This window comes from Ruegeria sp. ANG10 (assembly GCF_040705255.1).
In the GTDB taxonomy this organism is placed as follows: domain Bacteria; phylum Pseudomonadota; class Alphaproteobacteria; order Rhodobacterales; family Rhodobacteraceae; genus Ruegeria.
The window spans coordinates 703394-725949 of the sequence record NZ_JBFCVU010000001.1 but is presented as its reverse complement, the minus strand read 5'-3'; the positions used below and the strand labels follow the sequence as shown (position 1 = coordinate 725949).

The following is a 22556-nucleotide window of genomic DNA, read 5'->3' as shown; positions in this document are numbered from 1 at the left end:
AAGATGGTAAGTTGTCGCCACACAAAGCCGATGCTGGACATCGAGTGAAGGGGTCAAAAGAACAATCGTATTTTTCGCGCTATTCTGGAAGCGACCTAAGATTGGTGCGCACGATCATCGGGTGCGCACCAAACTCAACAGGTGCGGACTACAACTCTACAACCACTTTCCCGACCGCAGCACCGTTTGTCAGGTGCGCATAGGCTGCGCCGACATCGGCCCACCCAAACTTGTGTTCGTCAACAATAGGTTTGAGGCCTCCTGCATCCGCCAGATCCGCCAATGTCTTGAGGATGTCACCATGGGTTTGCCGCCCGACATCATGCATCATCGGGATCAGCATGAAGACGACGTGCAGGGACAGACCTTTGAAATGCGCGGGCGTCAAATCAATCTCGACCATCGCAACGGTTGAGGCGACATGGCCGTTGAGCTTGGCCGCTGCGAACGAGTTTGTCATGTTCGGCCCACCAACGCTGTCGAACACCACATCAAAGCCCACGCCATCAGTGTGCGCAGCCACGTAGTCTTCAACCTTTTGCGTTGTGAAATCCAATGGACGCGCACCCAGCCCCTCAATCAGAGCCATCTGATCCGCACCGCGACCTGTTGCGGACACGCTTGCGCCAAGGTGACGGGCGATTTGCACGGCGACATGGCCAACGCCTCCGGCGCCGCCCTGTACCAGCACGGTCTGCCCATCGCCTACACCAGCACGGGTCAACCCTTCGTAGGCGGTGATACCGACGAGGGGCAGCGCTGCGGCTTCCCGCATGCTCAGCGATTTGGGTTTGTGTGCAATCAGGCGGGCATCAGCGTTTATGTACTCAGCCAGAGTGCCAGGAAGGTCCATCAGACCACCGGCGCAACCGTACACCTCATCACCTAGGGCGAAGTTTGTCACTCCGTCGCCCAATGCAACGACTGTACCTGCAAAATCCATGCCAAGTACGGCAGGCAGCGCGGGGGACAGGGGCAGTTCTGCCCCCATGCTTCGGATCATCGTGTCGACTGTGTTGACGTTGGTGGCCGCCACCTTGACCACCACATGTCCGGGTGCCGCAACCGGGTCTGGCATTTCTGCGGGCTCAAACTGTGCGTCGGGACCATAGGTATTCAGAACCATTGCTTTCATTGGGAAATTCCTTTTCTAGCACCACGCTGGGGCGCGCATCGAGATATCGGGCGCCTGGACGTAATTATTTTGATGGGGGTTCAGTTGATATCTTGCACCTGCATAACCAGGTCGCCCCACTTACGCTGATTTTCGATGTCGTGTTCCAAACCTTGTTCATCCGCGATGGCAAACCGTTTGACAGCCGGGGTTCTGCTGGTGGCCTGATAAAGCCAATAGGCTTCGGCCTTCAGTGCCTCATGAATGGGTTTGTCGATGGATTCATAGACCATCTGCTTGCAGGCGTTGATCGACTCTGCCGGAAATTGCGCGATCCGTTCGGCCAGCGCGGTCACATATGGGCCAATCTCATCCGGCTCCAAAGCCTTGTTGATCGTGCTCAGACGCTCTGCATCATCCGCGTCATAATCCTGCGCGCTCAGGATGATCTCAAGCGCTTTGCCAAGGCCGGTTTGACGTGCCATCCGCGACGCGCCACCCCCGCAGGGCAGGATGCCCATACCGACCTCCATCTGCATGAACTTGTACTTTCCCCGCGCGGCAAAACGCATGTCGAGCGCCAGTGCCAATTCGTGCCCGCCACCGCGTGCGAACCCTTCCAGCTTAGCAATAGTGGCCTGCGGCACCTTGCTGATCCGTTCGCAAACCGATTGCAGGTCCAACAGCTGTGCATCCTCGCGGGATACCGCCTCGGTCGACATGTCTTTGAGAAGATCGGTGTCGTAGTGGCAAACCCAGATTTCTGGGTTGGCGGATTGGAAGATCACTACTTTGGTGTCGCGGTCGCGCTCTAGCCGCATAGCCAGGCTGTTGAGGTCGGCCAACATTTCCTGGCCTTGCACGTTCACGGAACCGAAATTGAATGTCACCGTGGCGATACCTTTTTCAACGGCAACCTCAAAAGTTTGGAAGTTTTCGTATTTCATCAGGCAGTCCTTTCTTGGGCCTCGACGCGGCACGCGTGAGGGGTGATAGGAGGTAAAGGTGGATGTGTGTTTGGGGCGGCCGCGCCGCCCGGATCAGCCTGTCTTTCTGATCAAGCCCTTGATTGTGTTCATGACGTCGGCCGCGTGATCATTGTCGAGCGCTGCGGCATGTGGATCAGCGAAGGCCCCACTGTCATTGTCAAAATAGGCACCTGACGCGTCAGCAAACCGCCCGCCCAGGGCCGCATCCATCAGTATATCAGCGCCAATGCTCATATCGTTCCCAGAAACGCCAAAGCCCTCTTTCACCATCTTCGAGGCCAAAAGGGACCCGGGATTCACCGCCACCATCACCGGCCCATTAGGTAGTAATTTGGCCCATTCCTTGGTCCAGATAGTGATGGCCAATTTGCTTTGGGCATAGGCGTCCATGTCTGTCAGCGGCACCTTACCCTGCATGGCCTTGACGTTTACCGGGGCCTGCGCCGCCGATGACAGGTTCACAACGCGCCCATCGGAGGGAATGATCGGCAACAACAATTCGGTCAGCAGATAGGGCGCAAGTGTGTTCACGACAAAGCGAATGTCCTGCCCATTCCCAAGCACCGTTTGCGGGGCTTTCAGCACACCGGCGTTATTGATCAACACGTCCAGTTGGTCATATTTGGCACGTATGGTTTCGGCCAGTTTTCGAACCGCGGTCAGATCGCTTAGATCAGCGGTATAGGTTTCGACATTGCCACCGACTTCGGCGGCGGCGCTCTCCAATTTGGGTGCGCTGCGCCCGTGCAAAAGCACTTGGTGCCCGTCAGCAGCCAGTTTCTTTGCTGTCAGCAAGCCAATGCCGTCAGTTGAACCGGTGATAAGAACAGTCTTGGTCATCAGTTTTATCCTTTAGGAAAAGTCAGGCAGCACAACGTCCGCCAGACGTTCAAGTGTTGTGTCGATGGGTGCTTGATTGAACCTTAAGTTCAGCGCCACGTGATTGACCCCAAGGGTTTCAATCTCGCGCAGATAATTGCACAGGAAGTCAGTTCCGGACTGAAACCCAAGGTGGATCGGGCGCGCAGGTGCAGCCGGATCGGCAACGACATCGACATAAAGCGATTGCATCACCGGCTTGTCCGGTTGCCCCGCCGCATTCGTGCGTGTTCGAAATTCCGCAATGACCCGCCCTTGGGTTGCGGCGTTGCGTGGATAAGTTATCCAACCGTCCCCGTTCTGTGCCAGCCAATCGGGGGTTTGCTGGCTGCCGCCAGTGATAAGCAACGGCAAACGCGTGCCATGCGGCTTTGGCAACAGATCAATGTCGCCAGACAATGTGCCCTGCCCGCTTTCATGCGTGGGATAGTCCGATCCGACCGCGCGGATGTACTCAACACTATCGCGGAACCGTGCCCCCCGATCGTCAAAGCCCTGGCTCATCGCCGGGTACTCCTCGGGCCGGTCACCGGATGCAACACCCAAGAGCAACCGCCCGCCCGATAGCACGTCAGCCGTCGCGGCCGCCTTGGCCACATGGGCGGGGTGACGCAATGGCAGGATCACACTCGACGTTCCCAGCGCAATCCGCTCTGTCACCGTTGCCAGCGCACCCAGATAGACAAATGGGTCGAAAATCTGTCCGGCATCACCGAAGCTTGGGACATTGAAGGGCACGTCACGCAGCCATAGTGCTGCAAACCCAAGATCCTCCGCCCTACGTGCGGCCTCCAGATGGCCCCGCATCGTCGGCTCAGCGCCCACTGCATAGGATTCAAGCGGCAACACAAGGCCGACACTCAGCCGTCCCGGGCGAAACACCCGGTTGTAGGCTATATTTATCTGGGCAAACTCGGTGGGCTGTATTCTGTTCAACATATCTGGGCACCCCATTAATAGCGCACCAAAGTGCGGCTCTCGATGCTTTTGCGAATGGTGGTGACGTTTGGATCCTCGACCATATCAAGCGCACTATGTGCCACCGACGGCAGCCCGTGACTGTCGTAGATGTTGAAAAACGCAACCTCGTCCGGCGTCATCTTGGATTGATAGACCCATTCATGTTCAGGGTTTCCCACCAGCCCCATGATTTGCCCTTTGCGGTCGGGATAGATCAGGTCCAGCAGAATCCAGTCAGACGGGTCAACTGAAGACGGCCGAACAAAGCCCAGCGGGGCGGAATTGATCGGATGTCCCACAGGACGCCACACATTGACAAAGGCAAAGTGACCTTGCGCCCATTCAGCTGCGGTCTCGGCCTCCAGCAGATCGACTAGGCGCTGCTCAGCCCCCTCCTTGCTGTAGTCACTGTGGACGTTACGGGCGGGCTTGCGCGTGGCATAGGGGTCGTCCACCCGAACGGTGTGATCAAAAATTACAACTTCTTGCGCACTCAGCCTGTCCAGAAGCATCCCGGTCAGTTCCGCATCATATGTCTGTTTCCAGGCGTCACCCGCAAAGTCCCGGACCTGCGATTTCAGCGATGTGAATTCTACGGCATCAGATGCAAATGTGACTGACGTTGCCCTCGTGCGGGTATCCGCCAGCGCAACAGTCGTTGGCGCCAGTTCCGGGGAAATCAGGTTGCCCGCAACCCCACCTGAATCAAGTTCAAAGGCTTGCCGATAGGGCTTGTGAACATGGTAGTTGACTGTGGCTGTCCGTGTCATCTGCGCCTCCTGCCTAGGCCCTTTTGCGTCTACGAAAGGGATTTAATGTCGATCAAATTGCAGATAAACTGCCAATATCAGGATTTATAATTCGGGTTTTGAATATAATGAGCCTTGATACAGATGCGCTCCGATTGTTTGTAAGGGCGGCAGAAATGCTCAACATCAGCGCTGCCGGGCGCGCGTTGGGTATGGCCCCGGCAGTCTCCAGCGCAAAACTTGCCAAGTTGGAACAGAGCCTGGGCTCTGAACTTTTGCACCGCACGACCCGCAAAGTGTCGCTGTCTGTCGAAGGGGCCGATTTCCTGCCTTTTGCCCGCGAGATCATCGCGCAGGAAGAGGCCGCGCTTGCGGCCCTGGGCAAGCAGACGACAACGATCCGGGGCACATTGCGCTTTGCTGCGCCAAGCAGCTTTGCCCAACTCTATATCGCGCCGATCCTACCGACGTTTCTTAAACAGCACCCCGACCTCACGCTGGACTTGCGCCTTTCGGATGTTCAGTTCGACCTGATCGAAGGCAGCTTTGACCTTGCACTTAGGAACGCGCCGCTTGTCGACACCAGCCTTAAAGGCCGCAAATTGGCCGATGACCAGCGCATCCTTTGCGCCGCGCCGCACTATCTCGACACGCACGGAACCCCCAATACGCCCGCCGAACTGGCAAACCACCGTCTGATCGCCTTCCAAAACCGTCAACCGCGCCCGCTGACAGGCCCGGCAGGCGAACGTGCTATATTCGACCCCGCATCTGCCAAAGGTCAATTGATTATCGACGACGGCCAAAGCCAAGTCTGCGCCACGCTGGCCGGGGCCGGAATTTCCTTGAACGCTTTATGGAGTGTGCATGACCAACTAAAGTCTGGCAGGCTGACGCGGGTTCTGCCGAACTTTGAGGCCGCAGAGGACAATGTCTTGTGGTTGATCTATCCCAAGTCCAACGTGCTATCCCCCAAAGTGCGGGTGTTCATGGATTTTCTGATCGCAGAGATTGGCGCTAAACCACCGTGGGAAAAATGATTCTTAAAAGATCGGTCGCCGGCGTGTGGGCGCAGATCGGGTTCTAAAGCATCATGCCCTGCTGGATTTGCCAAAACCGCCAACTTGGGCCGGGTGTTGCCGTGCACGGCTTAACGTCGAACGAACCAATGAAGTCCTTGACCTACTATGAAACAGAGTTCTTCATTGAGCGGAACACAATCAGAAAGTTCTACAAAAACAACAATTGTACGACGGGTCAAACCAACAAGGAGACGCATGCTGGTAGGGCGCAGGCGATAGTTCTGCTAAGACGGCAAGCAAAAATGTAGATGTCCGATATAGCATCTTGGCTAAAAAAACATGGTTTGTCCAAGTATGCTGCTGCCTTTGCAGAACACGAAATCGAACATGGTGATCTTTCTGAGTTAACGGACGATGACCTTGTAACAATCGGCCTCCCCCTCGGACCAAGGCGGCGTTTCATGAAGGCTGTGCGCTTCGATGCAGAGGCAGACCTTGACCCACACAACACCGGTACCGGCCCCGAGATCATCGCGGAACGGCGACAGCTTACCGTCATGTTCATTGATTTGGTCGGATCAACGGAAATTTCACAACGCGTCGATCCGGAAGATCTGGCCGATGTTCTTCGGCTCTTCAAAGAAACATGTGCTGCGTCGGTTGCTGCGTTTGATGGCCATATTGCCAGCTATTATGGCGATGGGATTATGGTCTTTTTTGGATTTCCCCATGCGCATGAAGATGATCCAGAGCGGGCAATTCGGGCGGGCCTGCGCATCATGAATGAAATGCCGAATATTCGCACCCACGCGAAACTTAACGTCCGCATCGGGGTTGCGACCGGATTGGTTGTCGTCGGCGATCTGCGTGGCGAAAACATGTTTGAGGACGGGACGGCGATGGGTGAGACGCCGAACCTGGCCGCGCGCCTTCAGGCAATGGCGGATCCAGGAACAATGATCGTCGCCCCCAGCACGCATCAGTTGGCCTGTGATACCTTCGAATACGTTCTGCGAGGCGCGTTCAAGCTCAAGGGTTTTGCTAAAGAAGTCGAAGCTTGGCAGGTGACGGGTGAGCGGCAAACTGTCAGCCGTTTTTTGGCAATAGACGATGTGTTGCTTAAACCGTTGGTGGGTCGCTCCGCAGAATTAGAGACACTCAATGACAAATGGACGCTTGCCAGCGGTGGTCAGGGACAGGTTGTGTTGGTGTCGGGCGAGCCTGGAATTGGCAAGTCGCGGCTGGTGGAAGAATTCAGGCAAAATTCTTCGGATCTGCCCGGCATCCAGATGCGATATCAGTGTTCTCCGTACCATTTTGCGACTGCGTTCTATCCTGTCATTCGACAACTTGAGAATGTCGCCAAGCTCCGTTCCGAAGACTCAAACGAGACAAAGCTTGAAAAAGTCCGCGCTGTTCTGGACGATCATTCCAACGATGCATTGAAGCTGGCCGCGTCCCTTCTGTCCATCCCCTTCGAGGATCAATTGGGCCCCCTGAACCTGACGCCTCAGCAGCTCATGGATCAGTCATTAGACCTGCTGCTAGGCAATCTCACGTCTGAAGCAAGGGAGCAGCCGGTTCTATTCTTGTTTGAAGATGCGCATTGGATTGATCCAACGACCAAGCTGCTTTTGGACCGAATAGTGGAGCGAATTCGCGACCTTCCGGTTCTGGTAGCCATGACATTCAGGCCCGAGTACGACCCGGGCTGGACGCTGCAATCGAACCTCACGAAAGTTGTTTTGAAGCAGTTGGATTTTCAAGAGGTGAAGAGCATTGTGGACGAAGTCGCCAAAGGTGAGGTGATCTCGGACGAGATGTACGACGCGGTCGCGGCGAGATCTGACGGAGTGCCGTTATACATAGAGGAAGTGACCAAAGATCTCCTTGAATCGGGTATTCTGACCAAAGGCAGAGACACTTACACGTTGGGTGGGGCCTCTCCGGCCAACTCGGTCCCCAGCACGTTACATGATGCACTTATGGCGCGCCTTGATCGTTTGAGTTCTGCCAAGGAGGTGGCCCAGATAGGGGCCGTAATCGGGCCGCAATTCAGCTATCCTTTGATCTCTAAAGTGGCCGGTATAGGCGATAGAGCGCTGCGCGCGAATCTAGAACTATTGCTAGAGGCAGGCATTGTTACCGTTTCTCGCTCTGAAGATTTTGAAACCTTCAGCTACTGTCATGCCCTCATTCGTGACACTGCCTACAACAGCCTATTGAAGCGGGAACGTCGCGTTCTGCACTCTCGCGTAGCGCAACAACTTGATGACACTTCGACGCACACAGGTGATGCCAGCCCAGAAGTTCTGGCCCATCATTACACTATGGCTGGCATGCGTAAGGAGGCCGTCAATTACCGGTATCTTGCCGGTCAACGTGCTGTCCAACGATCCGCGAATACAGAGGCAAACACGCAGCTTTCCCTGGCGATCGAACAGTTGAGTGAACTGGAACAAAGCACTGAGCGAGACCGCAAAGAAATTGAGATTCAGGTTCTGAAAGCAGGCGTTCTACGATCAACCGCGGGGATTGCAGCGGATGAGACCGGCTCGGTCTACTCAAGGATCCGCGACCTGTGCGAACGCGTTGAAGAAACCGATCATCTGTTCCCGGTTCTGAACGGTTTGTACTCCTTTCATTTGGTGCGCGCCGAGTATGATTTGGCCAAGAACGTTGCCAAGCAATTGCTGGAATTGGCGACTACGACACGCGAGACGCAGCACCAAATGGTGGCACATCGCGCCATGGGCGCCGTGTTGTTTCATATCGGGGAATTGGGTTCAGCATACGAGCATTTGAACAAGGCGTTAGAACTCTACAGCCGGAAACGTGATGGCCATCTCGCGTACATTTACGGGTCCGACCATGCAGCCATCACTTCGTGCTTTTTAAGTTTGGCCATGTGGATGCGCGGAGATCCAGACAATGCTCTTGAAGTTCAGACGCAAGCGGTGGCGGGCGCAGAAGAACTTGAGCATGCCCACAGCATTGCGCAATCGCTGACCTATCTGTGCATGCTTTTCCTACTGCGACGTGAACCTGAAAACGTCCTCGCGGCTGTTGAAAAGCTTGAGGCGCTTTCAGTCAAACACTCATTCACGTTCATGTCCTTGACTGCGACCCTCTGGCGAAGCTGGGTGAATGCGTATCTTTCGCCAAACCAGGAAACGATCCTTGTGTTACTGAAAGCTTCAGAAGCTTGGTGGGCAAGCGGGGCGGGAAACTATAAGCCGTTCTTTCTTACTCTGATTGCCGAACTCACACTCAAAACCGGTGATCGGGAAGGTGCCTTAAGCTTTTTGGCCCAGGCACGTGGATTCCAAAATCAAACCAATGAAGGATGGGCCCAATCTGAGACGGATCGGGTCTATGCAATTGCGCGGTGCGAGAATGAAGTGGCCGAACAAGAGTTTCGTGAGGCTTTGAAATCTGCGGGGCGGCAGAAGGCAAGAATGCTCGAGCTTCGCGTGTCGGTAGATTACATCAAGCAATGCAATCGATTTGGACAGGCGCAATGTACCGCTTTTGATCTGCGCACTGTATTGGAGGAGATCACAGGCGGTGAACATACGACCGACGTGAGTGATGCTTTGAAGCTACTTTCTGGTTCCACCACCCGTAACCCACAAAGTTTCTGATTCAGAACGACAGGAATGGGCCGCGCTTTCTTTCCAAATGATGGCCAGTCAGGAATTGGGTCTTTGTTCCGAAGATCCTGCGGGCTCATCCAGATCCAACACTGCGGGGTCGATCATGCGTTCATTCGCGCTCATCCGGACAGATTTCCGCATTGCCTCACTGCGCCGGAGCAATCGCCGGAAACGCGCTTCGTCGAGCATTAGGAGTGTCGAGGGGGCCAACGCCCGCACGTTTACGCGACGGGGCCGTTTCATTAGCATGGCCAATTGCCCAAACATTTCACCACGGCCTAACCGCGTAGTATGTCTGCCAAGCTCAACTTCGACGGCCCCAGAGGCGATAAAGAAAACACTCCCCGCGAATTCGTCTTTGGATATGATCGTGTCACCTGCGTTGGCATATCGGGTGCGCAACGCTCTGCTGAGTTTCCTCAAAGACGCTTTGTCGAGATCAGAAAATAGTGGAAATTGCCGGACCAGATCCCGTCCTTTAAGGGCAATGTCCAATACTGGACGCCCTTCGGACAAAGCACGTCGCGCCGCCACTTCCTGCATCAGCACCGAATAGAGCTCTTCGCCCACAAGCCCGTCCTCGCGCATGACCGCGTATTCACGCTCTTCCAGCCGCAGCGCTGTCCGCCGGATGAAGCGTCGCTCCAGCTTTTCGGCATAGCCAGGATATTGGAGCCGCAACCCGTCAAGCGCTGCCTCAACCGCCTCGGATCGGCGTGCCAACAGGTCGTCAAGCAATTCCGCAACCCTGCGGCCATGGATTCGACGTATGCGGCCCCGGACAAATCCATCGAGATCCCGCAGGATCAGGCGCTGCATGAGCAGTCTTTCAAACCGATCCGTTGTAATACGCGTGAGTGGAAACGAGATCCGAAGCCGGTTGTGCAAAAAAACCGCGATCCGGAAAGACCTGCCGTATACGACAGATCGATTTGACGCACGCTGATAGCCGAGCCGCCCTCCGGTCCGTGCGCCTTCAATGAGGCGATCCGCGTCGGACAGAATTTTCTCACTCAGCACAGATGACATGGTGCGCTCTCGCATCCGGGCTAGCACGGAATCCCGCTCTGCCCCAGCCAGCGCAATAAGGCCAAGTGTGATCCGGTCGCGATCAAGGATCTGCGCGCTGTCTTCAGCAGCGTTTACGGCCTCGTCAAGGCGTTCGCTGAACTGTTTGGCTTCGTTTCTGACGATATCGTGGGTCAAGTCGTAGTTTTCTGCAATGCGAGACACGTCCTCGCGCACCGATTGCAAGGCGACGGCGACCACTTGGCGTGACAGTGCCGTATCAAGCGGAGAGAGCCTATCGAGCCCCAGTTTTGTGATCACTGCGCGCAAGGTTGTTCCCTGCACAATCAGTGTAAACAGCGTAAAGCCAGTGGCCAGGATGCCGACCAGTCGCTTGGTCTCAAGCGGGATATGCGTGCTTTCGGTGACTGCCAGCGCCAGCGCCAGTGTCACGGCACCCCGCAGCCCGCCCCACAGCATCGCGGTACGATAGGGGCGTTCAACAGCTGGCGACAGACCGATTGTCGTAAGCAATGGCAACAAGCCGAACAGAACCGCCGCCCGTGCGAATGCTGCAGCAATAACCACCACGGCCAACAGGCCGAAGTCAGACGGCTGCACCCCTTCCAACAATCTTGGAATCAGCAAGGCCGCAAGAATAAAGATCAGCGCGCCTGCCCAGTGAGCCAGCAGGTCCCATACTTCTTGAAGATTTGTCCAACCAGCCGGTGACAAACGACCGGGACCCGTGAGGTTAAGCGTAAGACCTGCGGCCACCACGGCGATAACACCAGAAGCCCCAATGCTTTGTTCCGCAACGATATACGCGAGATAAGGTAGCGCAACGGAAATAGAAATTTGTGCCATATCCCAGCGGTCGACGAACGCCATCACCCAAACAGCCATGCGCGCCATGAGCCAACCGGTGAAGGCACCTCCTGCGATTAGCAGCGGAAATTGCCCCACAGCTTCGCTTAGCAATGGGTCGGGTCTTCCGAGCATGACAAAGCTCATGAACAGCCCGAAAAGAGCAATGGCAGCGGCATCGTTAAGGAGGCTTTCGCCTTCGATAATTCGCGACAGCCTGCGGGGCGCGGAAATCGATCGAAAAATGCTGACAACCGCTGAAGGGTCAGTTGTCGACACAATTGCGCCGATCAACAGACAGGCGGCCAGTGGCAGCGTACTTACCCAACTGAGCGCATAGCCAATGGAAAGTGTAGCCACGATCACTGCGACAACCGCCATCATCAGGATGGGCATCCAATCGTCCAGCATCCTGCGCAGGTTCATGCCAAGTGTCGCCTGAAAGAGCAATGTTGGCAGGAAAACATAGAGAAAGACGTTAGACCGGATCGGCAGGTCAATAATCGCTTGCGCTCCCGGGTTCAGCGCATCCGTCAGGTCGGTGTTAAGGAAGAATGCCGCGCCAAGCCCAATCACTATCCCAAGAACGGCGAGGATAACACTGTAAGGCAAGCGCAATCGCGCGGCCAGTGGTTCCGCCACGCCGATTACAACAAAAAGAGAAGTGATGATGGTCGTAATGACGACGATATCCATCCATACGTATTACCTGAGAACTCAACCTAATGGAATCCACCCTTAACACCGCATCGATCACATCGGATTAAAGTGTGAAATTACTCTGGCCCAGGCTGTGCAGTTGCAGCTCATGCCAGGAATGACGGGTACTTATTGCCTCTAATGCTGAACGTCCGGAATGTGCGTGTCGCAGGGTGGCAACCCGGAGCGCGTTTTTATCCGACACTCCGACGTCACGGTTCAGCGTACGAAAAGGCAAAGGTAAGGCCAGCACCCCACTTTCTGTGCCTTTTCGTCAGTTACAAGCCGACTGGCCTGCATACATTCCAAGCCCGGCACCAGCCGCCGTTGCAAGGGTCTGGCCCGTGCCCGAACCAACCTGATTGCCTAAGACGCCACCCAAGGCTGCACCCCCCAAAATCCCAGCGGCACATCGGGCGTCGTTTTGTGCTTGAGCCTGAGTTGGTGTTGTCGGGGCTCCACATGCTGCCAAGAGCAACGTGCCACCAAGCAGGCATACTACTGCTGTCTTCTTCATGTCGGTTTCCTTACGTTCACGCGTATGTCTTAGATGCTTGTTTCTGGACATGTAGGGTCTGCCCAACTGCTCTCCAACCCGTGGCCGATTCAGACGCGAAAACCCGCCTAGTGGCGCGGTGTTTCGCCAATTGAGCATTCTCGTCGCACAGCACTGGGGTGAACCACGCAGTTCATCAAGGCTTCCGGATTTGTTCCACTTTAGCCGTCGTGGGCCGTTGTGAAGCACATCGGCAATCTGTCACTGACCTGCCCCGTCTGGGTGCAGGGTTGAGGAGACGTCTTTAACCACATCTACAAACTCCTCCACCATTTTCGAGTTCGCCGTCGCCCGTCGCGCGACGTAGAGTTCGATGCGTTGGCTGTCCGTCTGATACGGGATGCAGATCAAACCCGCAGGTGCCAGGGCGCGGATCCAGGCCGGTGCCAGCCCGATGCCAACCCCGTGCGCCACCAGCTGCAACATGGTGGATTTGTCGATGACTTCGCAGGCGATGTCCGGTTGCCATCCTTGGGCGCGAAAGCTGTTCCACAGCAGGTCATGCAGGATCGGGCGCGCGCGTTTGGGAAACCCGATAATCGGGTGATCCCGGATATCCGCCGCTGACAGCAATGCTCGGCCCGCTAGCTCGGATGCGGAGGGCAGCACCACAACGGCACCCTGGTGATACAAAAGATCTGCCTGCAGAAACTCGGCCTCAGGGGGTTTGCGGACAAAAGCAATGTCGGTCCGGTGTTTTGCAAGTTCTTGCGTATGGTAGTCCGAAGACGAAATCTCAAGAATATCCACATGCACCGAAGGTTGCCGTTTGCGGAATTCTATCAGCGCCGGCGGCAACAGCATCGAGATTGCTTCGTCAACGCCGCTGACCCGCAGCGTTTTCAGCCCGCTGTCGGCCGTGTGTCGGGCTTTGGAAACGGATTTGTCGATATCCGCCAGAATACGTTTGGCGTCGCGCAGAAACTCAGACCCCGCTTGCGTCAGGCTGACCTGTCGGGTCGTCCGAAAGAACAGGGCTAATCCCAACTCGTGTTCCAGCGCAGATATACGGTCGGACAAGGCAGGCTGGCTGAGACCAAGGCGTTCGCCCGCCTTTCGAAAATGCAACTCTTCGGCGACCGCCACAAAGCACTGAAGTTGGCGAAGTTCCAAGTCAACCTGTCCTGACTACTGTATGACACGCACTCTTTGCTGATCGCCCAGCCTGCTTTCATATTTGCGGATCGCATCGGCAAATTCCAGCGAATTCAGGGTGTCGTCGCGCCCCTCAAGATGGGCGGCCTGCGTCGCGTCGTCCATTTCAAATGGCAGCTTTTCCTCGCCGTGTCTGATGACCCGGTTTTCGATATCAATCGTATAGCTGGCACCATCCTCATGCGTCGCCGCCTGCATCAACTGATCCCGCACCTTGGGACTGACAATGGGCAAGGCAAGGCCGTTTTTGCGCGCATTGTCATAAAAGATGCCTGCAAAGCTGGTGCCGATGATGCCCTGAATGCCCAATTGAACCAGTCCCCAGACCGCGTGTTCCCGGCTGGATCCGCAGCCGAAATTGTCGCCGACAATCAGAATTCTGGCCTCGTGCCAGGGATGAGTGTTCAGCACAAAATCCGCGCGCGGCGTATCATCGTCGTGAAAACGCAGGTCGGCGAATGTACCATCCGCCAGCCCTTCGCGCGTGATGGTGATCAAAAAACGTTTGGGCATGATCACATCGGTATCGACATTGGCAAGTGGCAGGGCGGCAGCCAGCCCGTGAACAGTTTTTGGCATCTATTCCACTCCTTCGCTCAGAAACTCACGCACATCCGCTATACGACCATGGATGGCGGCGGCGGCCACCATTTCCGGGCTCATCAAATGGGTGCGTGCCCCGCGGCCCTGCCGACCTTCAAAATTGCGGTTGGTCGAGGACGCAATCCGCTCGCCATCCATGGCGATATCGTCATTCATCGCAAGGCACATCGAACAGCCGCTTTCCGGGCGCCAGTCAAAGCCCGCCTCGATAAACACCCGGTCGATCCCCTCAGCCTCGGCCTGCAGGCGGGTAAAGGTCGAGCCCGGAACGACGATGGCATTCACCGACGTGGCAACCTTTTTGCCTTTCAGGATTGTGGCGGCGGCGCGCAGATCCTCGATACGGCTGTTGGTGCAAGATCCGATAAAGGCGCTGTCGATTTCAATATCGGTCATCGCCTGCCCCGCTTTCAGGTCCATATAGCCCAGCGCCCGGTTCAGCGCTTCGCGAGCCTTGGGTGTCATCCCTTCGGTCTCGGCGGGGATTGAGCCGTCGACCGGCACCGACTGATCCGGGCTGGTGCCCCAGCTGACAAGCGGGGCAATATCGGCGGCGTCAATCTCGAACACCGTGTCATACTCTGCGCCGGGGTCCGCTTTCCACTCCAAACCGCCAAAATCCAGCGTATCGCTATGCGCGCGGCCCTTAATCTTCTCAAGGGCCTTTTCGTCGGCACCGATCAGGGCGGCCCGTCCGCCCAACTCGACCGCCATGTTGCAGATGGTCATCCGCCCGAACATTTCCTGCGCACGGATGGCCGACCCGGAAAACTCGACGGCATACCCATTGGCGCCGCCTGCGCCGACCACCTGGACAACCTTCATGATGATGTCCTTGGCTGTCACACCGGGGGCAAGATCGCCATCGATATTGACCAACATGGTTTTCAGCCGCTTATAGCGCAGGGTCTGCGTCGCCAGCACATGTTCGACCTCGGATGTGCCGATACCAAAACCCAGCGCCCCAAAGGCGCCGTAGGTCGTGGTATGGCTGTCGCCGCAGGCGATTAACATCCCCGGTGCGACAAGCCCCTGTTCGGGGACGACAACATGCTCAATCCCCTGCCGGCGGTCGCCCAGACCATAGAAGGCGATGTTGTGCTTTTTGCAATTGGCTTCCAGATTGTCGATCAGCAGCTTAGACGCCGCATCATGCGGATCACGCTGCCGCGTGGCATTCACGTGGTCGACCACCGACAAATGGGCCTCGGGCCGCCAGACAGAGAGCCCTTTCTGATCAAGCCCCGAAAAGGCCTGCGGGCTGGTGTATTCATTCATGATATGGAAATCGACATAGATCAGCATGTCGCCGTCCGGCAGATCGCAGACTTTATGTGCGTCCACCAGTTTGTCGTAAAGCGTCCTGCTCATTCGGCAGCATCCTTCCGTTCGGTATGGCACCGGAAAAATGCGCGCATTCGGCTGGCTATTTCGTCTGGTATTTCTTCGGCCATGTAATGCGTGGCATCAACGGCCTCGCCCTCAACGCGGTGCGCTCGCTCCTGCCACAGCGCCATCGCATCAAAGCAGGTTTCGATCACCCCGCGCTTGGCCCATAGAACCATGAGCGGTTGTTCTATCTTCCGCCCGTCGTCCTGATCGTCGTGTTCGATATCGATGGTCGCCGCGGCACGGTAATCTTCGCAAGTGGCATGGATGGCCTCGGGTGTGCTGAAGGCCGCGATGTATTCGTCGAGCGCCTCGGCGGTAAAAGAATTTTCACCCTTGGCCTGATTGAAGCATTTGAGTTTCCAGAACTGCGCGGGATCATTGCCGATGATCTGTTCCGGGACGGGGTGTTTCTGAATCAGAAAGAACCAGTGCCAATAGGCGGTGGCAAATTCCTTTGAGGTATCGCGATACATTTCGCGCGTCGGCGCAATATCCAGCAGGACCATCGCCCGGACATTCTGCGGGTGATCCAGAGCCATCCGATGGGTGACCCGTGCGCCGCGATCATGGGCACCGACCAGAAACGACTCATGCCCCATCTGAGACATGGCCGAGACCATATCCTTTGCCATTTCGCGTTTCGAATAGGGCGTATGCCGATCATCTGAGGTGGGTTTGGACGACCGACCATATCCGCGCAGGTCAGCGCAGATGACATGGAATTGGTCTATGAGCTGCGGGGCAACGGCATGCCACATAGCCGACGTCTGTGGATAGCCATGCAACAGCAAAAGGCCCGGACTGCTGGGGTCGCCACCGTGGCGAGCAAAGATCATCTGCTCATCGACGTTCAGTGTCAGTTCCTCGAAATCCTGAAACATACCGGGCGCTCCGCGAAATGGGTTTGCTATTCAGGATACCCGACTTTTAAACCTAGATTGATCGAAATTACTGATCAATTGTTCCGAAAAATCATCACCTTCAAAGCAAGCACTCTCGCTCAGCATATTTGAACGGATCAGACCGGCCTGACAAAAAGGGCGGAGGCAGCAAGGCTCTGAATCTTCGAGCAGCCGTTCCCGTTAAAGAAAATCGAGGCGGTCGATGCGTTCCAGGCCTCGGACGGCCCGCCTTTGGATAGCCCATCACGCCCAGGCTGAGAAAAGCAGTTTTTGCCCTTACAGTTTCCTGGTCTACAAAAGGTCGCGTGGTGTTTTTCCGGCAAAGAAAGCGTCTAAATTGTCCAAAGCGCGAAAGCCCATAGCGTCCCGGGTTTTAGTCGTGGCGCTACCTATATGAGGCAACATGAAGATGTTTTCGTGCGCTGCGAACTTTGGATTGCCGCCCGGTTCTGTTTTGAAACAATCAAGCCCTGCGGCAGCCAGTTTTCCACTTTCAATGGCTTGCAGCAGCGCGTCTTCGTCAACGAGAGCACCGCGAGCTGAGTTGACGAGTATTGCATCGTCAGGCAGCGCAGCCAGCCGTTCGGCATTCATAAGGTCCAGAGTTTCGGGCGTCGCAGGACAGTGAAGCGATAAAAAGTCGGCCACTGGCAAAAGAGTGTCGATGCTTGCGTGATAAATTGCCCCCTGCTCCTTATCAGGCGACAGGCGGGTGCGGTTGAAATAGTGAATTTCCATATCAAACCCGCGTGCTTTTGTTGCAAATGCCCGACCCACGCGCCCCATTCCTACAATGCCCAGGCGCGCACCCGTGAGTTGCTTGCCAACCATGAAAGACGGGCTCCAACTGTCCCAGGTGCCTGTACGCATAAGGCGATCGCCTCGAACAGTGTGTCGCGCCGCGCCGAGCATAAGCAGCATTGCAAGTTCCGCCGTAGCGTCAGAAAGGACATCGGGTGTGTTTGTCACCACGATCCCTCTTGCTGCCAAGGCCGGCAGGTCACAGTGATCTACACCGACAGAGTGGTTCGCGACAATTTTTAAACGCGGGTCAAGCTTTGACACAACCTCTGCCGAAAAGTGTTCCGAATGGCAGGGCATGATTGCGTCCACCTTGGAACTCATCTCAATGATCTCTTCTGACGTGCCCGGAGTATCGGCTTCGTTCAGGATCACGTCATAATCCCTTCGCGCACGGGCAATGGTTGCGTCGGACACGCGGCGCGGCAGCCAAAGGACTGGTCTGTCACTCATGCGTTCAGTCCTTTTTGACGGCGTCTTCCCAGAAATTATAAAGCGCAAGCGCAATTACAAAGACCGCAATACACAGGAAAGGCAAACCACCCCAAAACCCGGCAAAGCCGGTTGAAATGCTGTGTGCAAGGCCAAGAACAAAAACCATCATCAGGCCGGTGCCGATAATGCCCATAAGAATGTTTGTAAGTCGCGACATCGTTTAATTTCCTTACTGTTCCTGTTCAGCGAGCCTGCGTTGGACCCATGATGCGGTGCGCAGAAGCCGGTCATCTTCCTCGACCGCGCCAATCAATTGCACACCGATTGGCAGGTCATTCTGTCCAACCAGCAAGGGCAAGGTAAGGCACGGCAATCCCGCCAGCGTCCAAGTCAGGCAAAAGACTGAATCGCCAGTATGCCCTTCTGTCAGTGGCACGGCCTCTCCTGAAGCCGCAGGGGCTAGGATTGCATCGAATTCGGTGAAGTATTCTGCGAAAAAGCTTTGAGCAGAGGTCATGACAGCCAAGGCATCTTCATACTGCGCCAGGCTTATTTCTGTTCCTCGGCTGATTGCTGACTGCATCTCAATACTGAGTTCCGACCAGTGGCCTTTGGATATCTCAGCCATGTTCTGGCGAATTTCGTAATCGTAGATCGTTTTGTGAACGTTGATGAGATCAGCCATTTGAGGGGATGCCGAAAATCGCTCGACCCGGCCGCCCAAGCCATCGATAACGGCATTAAGGCCTTCGACGGTATCCACATCCAAACGATCATCGAACGGAAAATCCAGCCAGGCGATGTTCGGTTCGACAGGCACCTCTGCCCGCGCGCCTTTCAGCATGTTAGCCCGCGGTCTGGCAAAGCTGGCGGGATCGGCTTGGTCATAGCTAGACAGGACGTCTGTCAACAACGCGATGTCTTCCAGAGAATTCGCAAATCCACCGACGTGATCTAGCGACGCAGATGTGCGGAAGACACCGCTGCGCGAGATTGTTCCGCGAGAGGGTTTGAAACCGTATACGCCACAATACGAGGCCGGGCGTATCACCGAACCACCGGTCTGGGTTCCAATCGCCAATGGAACGTGCCTAGCCGCAACTGCAGCGGCAGATCCGCTGGATGACCCGCCCGGAGTTCGGCTCTGGTCCAAAGGGTTGGTGGTGTCGGCTGGATTCATGAAGGCAAATTCAGTGGTCTTGGTCTTGCCCATGATCACCGCTCCGGCTTCACGAAGATGCTCAACCAATCTAGCGTCCGTCTTAGGTTGGCGGCCTGAAAAAATTACCGATCCGCGTTGCGTAGGCATGTCTTTCGTATCGACAATGTCTTTCAGTCCGACCGGTAAACCATGCAGCGCCCCTATCGCCCGCCCTGCCTTGCGAATACGATCCAGCTCACGCGCCTGATCGAGTGCCACGCCAGCGTCCAGGTATACCCATGCCCGAACCTTGTCATCCGTTTCCTCAATTCGCGCCAAGCAGGCCTCAACCAATGCTTCGGATGAAATGCGTCCGGTTCGGATAGCCTCGGCAGATTGAACCGCCGAGAACAGTGACAGATCATGCTTGGTCATGGCACCCAAACCCCAAACAGATAATCAGGCAGCCACAGGGCGATCCCCGGGAACTGATACATCAGCACCATGCACAGGATCACAATAGCCAAGTAAGGCATCAGACCTTTGAAGATCTCCATCAACTGGATCTGGTTCTTCAGAACCCCTTTCAGGTAGTAGGCCGACATGGCCATGGGTGGCGTCAGGAATGAGGTCTGTAAGTTCAGTGCAACCAGCATCGCGAAGAAATACGGATTGACCCCAAACGTATCCAGCATCGGCAGAAAGATCGGCACAAAGATGATCAAGATCTCGGACCACTCAAGCGGCCATCCGAGCAGAAAGATAATCAGCTGAGCAAGGACCAAGAACTGCCAGGGTTGAAGGTTCATGCCGACGACCCAATGCTCGATCACATCGTGCCCGCCAAGATAGGAAAAGATCGAGGCGAAGGTCCAAGAGCCGACGAACAACCAGCACACCATGGCAGTTGCCTTGGCCGTGAGGAAGACACTCTGCTTGACTTTGTCCCAGGTGAGCGATCGATACAGCACCGCCAGAACCAAACCGCCCAATGCGCCCATTGCAGCCGCTTCAGCAGGAGTGGCCAGACCACCAAGGATGGAGCCAAGCACCAACATGATCAAAACGGTCAAAGGCACAAACGAAACCAGCAAATCCATATAAATCTGCCGTTTCGGAGGGATGTCTTCCTCTTGCGGCTTCGGTGCCAGCGACGGGTTGATCCAGACGCGCACCATCACATAGACGATGTATAACCCCGCCAACAAAAGACCCGGGAAAACAGCCGCAGCATACAGGCGCAACGGTGATAGCTCTGCAATGGCGGCATAGACGATCAGCATAATCGACGGTGGGATCAGAATTCCCAAAGTTCCGCCCGCACAGATAACGCCAGAGGCGAAGCTGCGCTGATACCCGGCATTCGCCATCGCAGGATAGGCAAGCAGACCCATCAGAGTAACAACCGCACCAACAATACCAGACGCGGTCGAGAAAACTGCGCAGGTCAGCAGCGCCGCAATGGCCAACGAGCCCGGCAGATTTCGCGCCGCCATGTAGAGCGAGAAGAACAGGCGATCGACGATATTCGCCCTCTCGACCACGTATCCCATAAATAGGAATAATGGGATGGCAACTAACGTATCATTCTCCATCACCGAGTAGGTGTTTTGGTTCAGAAGGTAGAAGATGTTGTTATTGAAGATGTCCGCAATGGTCTCGGGCGCGGACTGGTAGTAGGCGTAGTACCCAAACCCAACCCCCATAGCCAGCAACGTGAACGCAATGGGAAAGCCCAGCAGCACCAAGAGAATGAAGAGGCTGAGCATCAGGATGGCGACTTGTGGATCAGTCATCGCTGCGACCTCCTTCTTGAGTGCCAGTTGTTCGAATTTTGTCGATGGTATTTTCCATCAACATGTCTTCGGTTTCGCGTACGTCATCGAGCCGCTCGAGCCAGACGCCGTTTCGCATCGCCAACCAGCACCGGGCCATTTCGGCAAGGCCTTGAAGCATCAGCAGGAAACCAGCGACCGGGATCAGGGTTTTGAAAAAATAAATCTGGATGCGCGCGGGGCTGTTCCAGCTGACCTCTTCATAACGCCAGCTGTCTTTTGCGATCTCCCACCCGTACCAAAACAAAGCGAACATGCCGGGAAAGAAGAACAGAATGTATAGGACAAAATCGACCCGAGCCTGCCAGCGGACAGAGAACAGCCGGTACAGAACATCGCCGCGGACGTGCGCGTCTTGCGCCAACGCATAGGCCCCGGCCATCAGAAACAACGCGCCATACATCTGGACCATCATGTCGAACGCCCAGACGGTTGGCTTGTTCAGCACATACCGGACGAACACTTCGTAAGACACAGAAAGTGTCAGAATTAGGATGCACCATCCAAAGGCTTTGCCGACCCATTGGCTTAGCCCTTCGATGGCGTGGATTGTCTTGATCAAGGTCAGTTCCTCGCCTGTTCTGCCCGGAGTTCAAGAGGCCGCGCCACAACGCGACCTCCTCATTTCAAAGGTATTCAGGCCTCAACCGAAGTAGTGCTTGTACGCAAGCTTGTAGTCCGGTTGGTTCAGGTTGAGATAATTCATCACGGTCTTCGCATAGGCCTTCTGGCTTTCGATTACCTTTGCGAAAAACGGATCCTCGTTGGCAATCCGTTCAACGACCACATCCCAAGCATTCAGCTGTGCCTGCATCACGCTGTCAGGAGTGCGATAGACGTTGACGCCCTGCTCCTCTGCCAGTGTGACCAGGTCCTCGGAATACCGCTTGGTGTTGTTCCAGTAGAAGTTGGAGTTTTCGGCTTCTGACGCATACTTCAAAATAGCCTGAAGCTCTGGCGCAAGGGCGTTGTATTTGTCCTTGTTGAACGTGACCTCGAAGAACTCCTGGCTCTGGTGGAACGACGCAAGGTGATAATGCTTGGACACATCCTGCATCCCAAAGTCGCGGTCCGACGTTGGATTGTTGAATTCTGCCGCGTCGATCAAACCTGACTTCATTGCAGGCTGAATTTCACCACCCGGCAGCTGTACGACCGACATTCCCATCTCAAGCAAGACATCTGCCGCAAGTCCAACGGTGCGGTACTTCAGACCATTCATTTGGTCTGCGCTTGTTATTTCTTCTTTGAACCAGCCAAGCGGTTGAGCCGGCATTGGTGAGTTGAAGAATGACACGACGTTGAGGCCCAGAATCCCCATCAGTTCGTCGAATAATTCCTGTCCGCCACCATAGTTCACCCAACCCAGAACTTCCTGACTGGACCAGCCAAAGCAGGGGCCAGTTCCAAAGAGCGACGCTGTCTTCGACTTAGAGTACCAATAGGCAGGCACGTAGTGCGCGGCATCCAGAACGCCGCGGTGTACAGCATCTTGCATCTGGCTTGTTTTTACGACGGAGTTCACGGGCAACAGTTCGATCGTAAGTTTCCCGCCGGACATTTCGTTCACGCGGTTAACATATGACTGCGCGTTTTCCAGAAAAATACCGCCTCCCCAGGCGGCCTGCATCTTAAGGTTGGTTCCTTCCTGAGCATGGACAGCCGGAGCTGCAAGCGCGCCTGCGCCCACAACGGCAGAGCCACGCAGAAAATTTCTGCGGTTCAAAGATTTTGTCATGTTTCCTCCCTTAACTGGGCCTTGACCGATTTTGCCTCGGCATTGGCACCAATCC

At 55.6% G+C, this 22556-nt stretch carries 19 protein-coding genes; 2 read left to right on the top strand and 17 right to left on the bottom strand.

Translation table 11 applies throughout. From position 1 onward, the window contains the following. Positions 1-148: 148 nt before the first annotated feature. The 5 genes from AB1A64_RS03290 to AB1A64_RS03270 all read right to left on the bottom strand — a co-directional run bounded on the left by AB1A64_RS03290 (position 149) and on the right by AB1A64_RS03270 (position 4712). Positions 149-1135 (bottom strand): zinc-dependent alcohol dehydrogenase family protein, encoded by a 987-nt coding sequence (locus tag AB1A64_RS03290; protein ID WP_366550094.1) that lies wholly within the window; start codon positions 1133-1135, stop codon positions 149-151. Between the two features lie 80 nt (positions 1136-1215). Further along, complete coding sequence (locus AB1A64_RS03285) at positions 1216-2061, bottom strand: enoyl-CoA hydratase/isomerase family protein (protein WP_366550093.1); 846 nt, start codon at positions 2059-2061, stop codon at positions 1216-1218. Positions 2062-2154: 93 nt separating this feature from the next. After that, positions 2155-2943 carry an SDR family NAD(P)-dependent oxidoreductase gene (locus AB1A64_RS03280; RefSeq protein ID WP_366550092.1) on the bottom strand — a complete coding sequence of 263 codons (789 nt, stop codon included), beginning with the start codon at positions 2941-2943 and terminating at the stop codon, positions 2155-2157. A 12-nt stretch (positions 2944-2955) separates the two neighbouring features. Continuing rightward, positions 2956-3921 (bottom strand): LLM class oxidoreductase, encoded by a 966-nt coding sequence (locus AB1A64_RS03275; protein WP_366550091.1) that lies wholly within the window; start codon positions 3919-3921, stop codon positions 2956-2958. Between the two features lie 14 nt (positions 3922-3935). Beyond that, positions 3936-4712 carry a CmcJ/NvfI family oxidoreductase gene (locus AB1A64_RS03270; protein WP_366550090.1) on the bottom strand — a complete coding sequence of 259 codons (777 nt, stop codon included), beginning with the start codon at positions 4710-4712 and terminating at the stop codon, positions 3936-3938. A 107-nt stretch (positions 4713-4819) separates the two neighbouring features. On the opposite strand from AB1A64_RS03270, the gene AB1A64_RS03265 reads away from it, so the two are divergent. Both AB1A64_RS03265 and AB1A64_RS03260 read left to right on the top strand, forming a co-directional pair. Further along, positions 4820-5731 carry a LysR family transcriptional regulator gene (locus tag AB1A64_RS03265; protein WP_366550089.1) on the top strand — a complete coding sequence of 304 codons (912 nt, stop codon included), beginning with the start codon at positions 4820-4822 and terminating at the stop codon, positions 5729-5731. 290 nt (positions 5732-6021) lie between these two features. Continuing rightward, complete coding sequence (locus tag AB1A64_RS03260) at positions 6022-9357, top strand: adenylate/guanylate cyclase domain-containing protein (protein ID WP_366550088.1); 3336 nt, start codon at positions 6022-6024, stop codon at positions 9355-9357. 48 nt (positions 9358-9405) lie between these two features. Here the strand turns inward: AB1A64_RS03260 and AB1A64_RS03255 are convergent, their stop codons facing one another. The 12 genes from AB1A64_RS03255 to AB1A64_RS03200 form a co-directional block, all read right to left on the bottom strand. Then, positions 9406-11940 (bottom strand): cation:proton antiporter, encoded by a 2535-nt coding sequence (locus tag AB1A64_RS03255; RefSeq protein ID WP_366550087.1) that lies wholly within the window; start codon positions 11938-11940, stop codon positions 9406-9408. A 277-nt stretch (positions 11941-12217) separates the two neighbouring features. Beyond that, positions 12218-12460 (bottom strand): glycine zipper 2TM domain-containing protein, encoded by a 243-nt coding sequence (locus AB1A64_RS03250; protein WP_170350802.1) that lies wholly within the window; start codon positions 12458-12460, stop codon positions 12218-12220. Between the two features lie 240 nt (positions 12461-12700). After that, positions 12701-13612 carry a LysR family transcriptional regulator gene (locus AB1A64_RS03245; RefSeq protein ID WP_366550086.1) on the bottom strand — a complete coding sequence of 304 codons (912 nt, stop codon included), beginning with the start codon at positions 13610-13612 and terminating at the stop codon, positions 12701-12703. 15 nt (positions 13613-13627) lie between these two features. Next, the gene (leuD, locus tag AB1A64_RS03240; protein ID WP_366550085.1) at positions 13628-14233 is read right to left on the bottom strand and encodes a 3-isopropylmalate dehydratase small subunit; all 606 of its coding nucleotides are present in this window, start codon (positions 14231-14233) and stop codon (positions 13628-13630) included. After that, positions 14234-15628 (bottom strand): 3-isopropylmalate dehydratase large subunit, encoded by a 1395-nt coding sequence (gene leuC, locus AB1A64_RS03235; protein ID WP_366550084.1) that lies wholly within the window; start codon positions 15626-15628, stop codon positions 14234-14236. Continuing rightward, a complete protein-coding gene (locus AB1A64_RS03230; RefSeq protein WP_366550083.1) occupies positions 15625-16530 on the bottom strand; it encodes an alpha/beta hydrolase in 906 nt (301 codons plus the stop codon). Before AB1A64_RS03230 ends, leuC begins: the two co-directional genes overlap by 4 nt. A 312-nt stretch (positions 16531-16842) precedes the next feature. Beyond that, complete coding sequence (locus AB1A64_RS03225) at positions 16843-17805, bottom strand: D-glycerate dehydrogenase (protein ID WP_366550082.1); 963 nt, start codon at positions 17803-17805, stop codon at positions 16843-16845. 4 nt (positions 17806-17809) lie between these two features. Beyond that, positions 17810-18004, bottom strand: a complete 195-nt coding sequence (locus AB1A64_RS03220; RefSeq protein ID WP_170350800.1) for a hypothetical protein — start codon at positions 18002-18004, stop codon at positions 17810-17812. Between the two features lie 12 nt (positions 18005-18016). Then, complete coding sequence (locus tag AB1A64_RS03215; RefSeq protein WP_366550081.1) at positions 18017-19363, bottom strand: amidase; 1347 nt, start codon at positions 19361-19363, stop codon at positions 18017-18019. After that, positions 19360-20724 (bottom strand): TRAP transporter large permease subunit, encoded by a 1365-nt coding sequence (locus AB1A64_RS03210; protein WP_366550080.1) that lies wholly within the window; start codon positions 20722-20724, stop codon positions 19360-19362. The genes AB1A64_RS03215 and AB1A64_RS03210 overlap by 4 nt, the downstream gene beginning before the upstream one ends. Continuing rightward, a complete protein-coding gene (locus AB1A64_RS03205) occupies positions 20717-21325 on the bottom strand; it encodes a TRAP transporter small permease subunit (protein WP_170350797.1) in 609 nt (202 codons plus the stop codon). The genes AB1A64_RS03210 and AB1A64_RS03205 overlap by 8 nt, the downstream gene beginning before the upstream one ends. Positions 21326-21406: 81 nt before the next feature. Then, positions 21407-22501, bottom strand: a complete 1095-nt coding sequence (locus AB1A64_RS03200) for a TRAP transporter substrate-binding protein (protein ID WP_170350796.1) — start codon at positions 22499-22501, stop codon at positions 21407-21409. Positions 22502-22556: the final 55 nt, after the last annotated feature.

Excerpts from the sequence above, each read along its gene's own strand:
- AB1A64_RS03270 (WP_366550090.1), bottom strand. The coding sequence starts at position 4,712 with ATGACACGGACAGCCACAGTCAACTACCATGTTCACAAGCCCTATCGG.
- AB1A64_RS03275 (WP_366550091.1), bottom strand. The coding sequence starts at position 3,921 with ATGTTGAACAGAATACAGCCCACCGAGTTTGCCCAGATAAATATAGCC.
- AB1A64_RS03210 (WP_366550080.1), bottom strand. The coding sequence starts at position 20,724 with ATGACTGATCCACAAGTCGCCATCCTGATGCTCAGCCTCTTCATTCTC.
- AB1A64_RS03280 (WP_366550092.1), bottom strand. The coding sequence starts at position 2,943 with ATGACCAAGACTGTTCTTATCACCGGTTCAACTGACGGCATTGGCTTG.
- AB1A64_RS03215 (WP_366550081.1), bottom strand. The coding sequence starts at position 19,363 with ATGACCAAGCATGATCTGTCACTGTTCTCGGCGGTTCAATCTGCCGAG.
- AB1A64_RS03225 (WP_366550082.1), bottom strand. The coding sequence starts at position 17,805 with ATGAGTGACAGACCAGTCCTTTGGCTGCCGCGCCGCGTGTCCGACGCA.
- AB1A64_RS03260 (WP_366550088.1), top strand. The coding sequence starts at position 6,022 with ATGTCCGATATAGCATCTTGGCTAAAAAAACATGGTTTGTCCAAGTAT.
- AB1A64_RS03220 (WP_170350800.1), bottom strand. The coding sequence starts at position 18,004 with ATGTCGCGACTTACAAACATTCTTATGGGCATTATCGGCACCGGCCTG.
- AB1A64_RS03200 (WP_170350796.1), bottom strand. The coding sequence starts at position 22,501 with ATGACAAAATCTTTGAACCGCAGAAATTTTCTGCGTGGCTCTGCCGTT.
- AB1A64_RS03255 (WP_366550087.1), bottom strand. The coding sequence starts at position 11,940 with ATGGATATCGTCGTCATTACGACCATCATCACTTCTCTTTTTGTTGTA.
- AB1A64_RS03265 (WP_366550089.1), top strand. The coding sequence starts at position 4,820 with ATGAGCCTTGATACAGATGCGCTCCGATTGTTTGTAAGGGCGGCAGAA.
- AB1A64_RS03230 (WP_366550083.1), bottom strand. The coding sequence starts at position 16,530 with ATGTTTCAGGATTTCGAGGAACTGACACTGAACGTCGATGAGCAGATG.
- leuC (WP_366550084.1), bottom strand. The coding sequence starts at position 15,628 with ATGAGCAGGACGCTTTACGACAAACTGGTGGACGCACATAAAGTCTGC.
- AB1A64_RS03285 (WP_366550093.1), bottom strand. The coding sequence starts at position 2,061 with ATGAAATACGAAAACTTCCAAACTTTTGAGGTTGCCGTTGAAAAAGGT.
- AB1A64_RS03290 (WP_366550094.1), bottom strand. The coding sequence starts at position 1,135 with ATGAAAGCAATGGTTCTGAATACCTATGGTCCCGACGCACAGTTTGAG.
- leuD (WP_366550085.1), bottom strand. The coding sequence starts at position 14,233 with ATGCCAAAAACTGTTCACGGGCTGGCTGCCGCCCTGCCACTTGCCAAT.
- AB1A64_RS03250 (WP_170350802.1), bottom strand. The coding sequence starts at position 12,460 with ATGAAGAAGACAGCAGTAGTATGCCTGCTTGGTGGCACGTTGCTCTTG.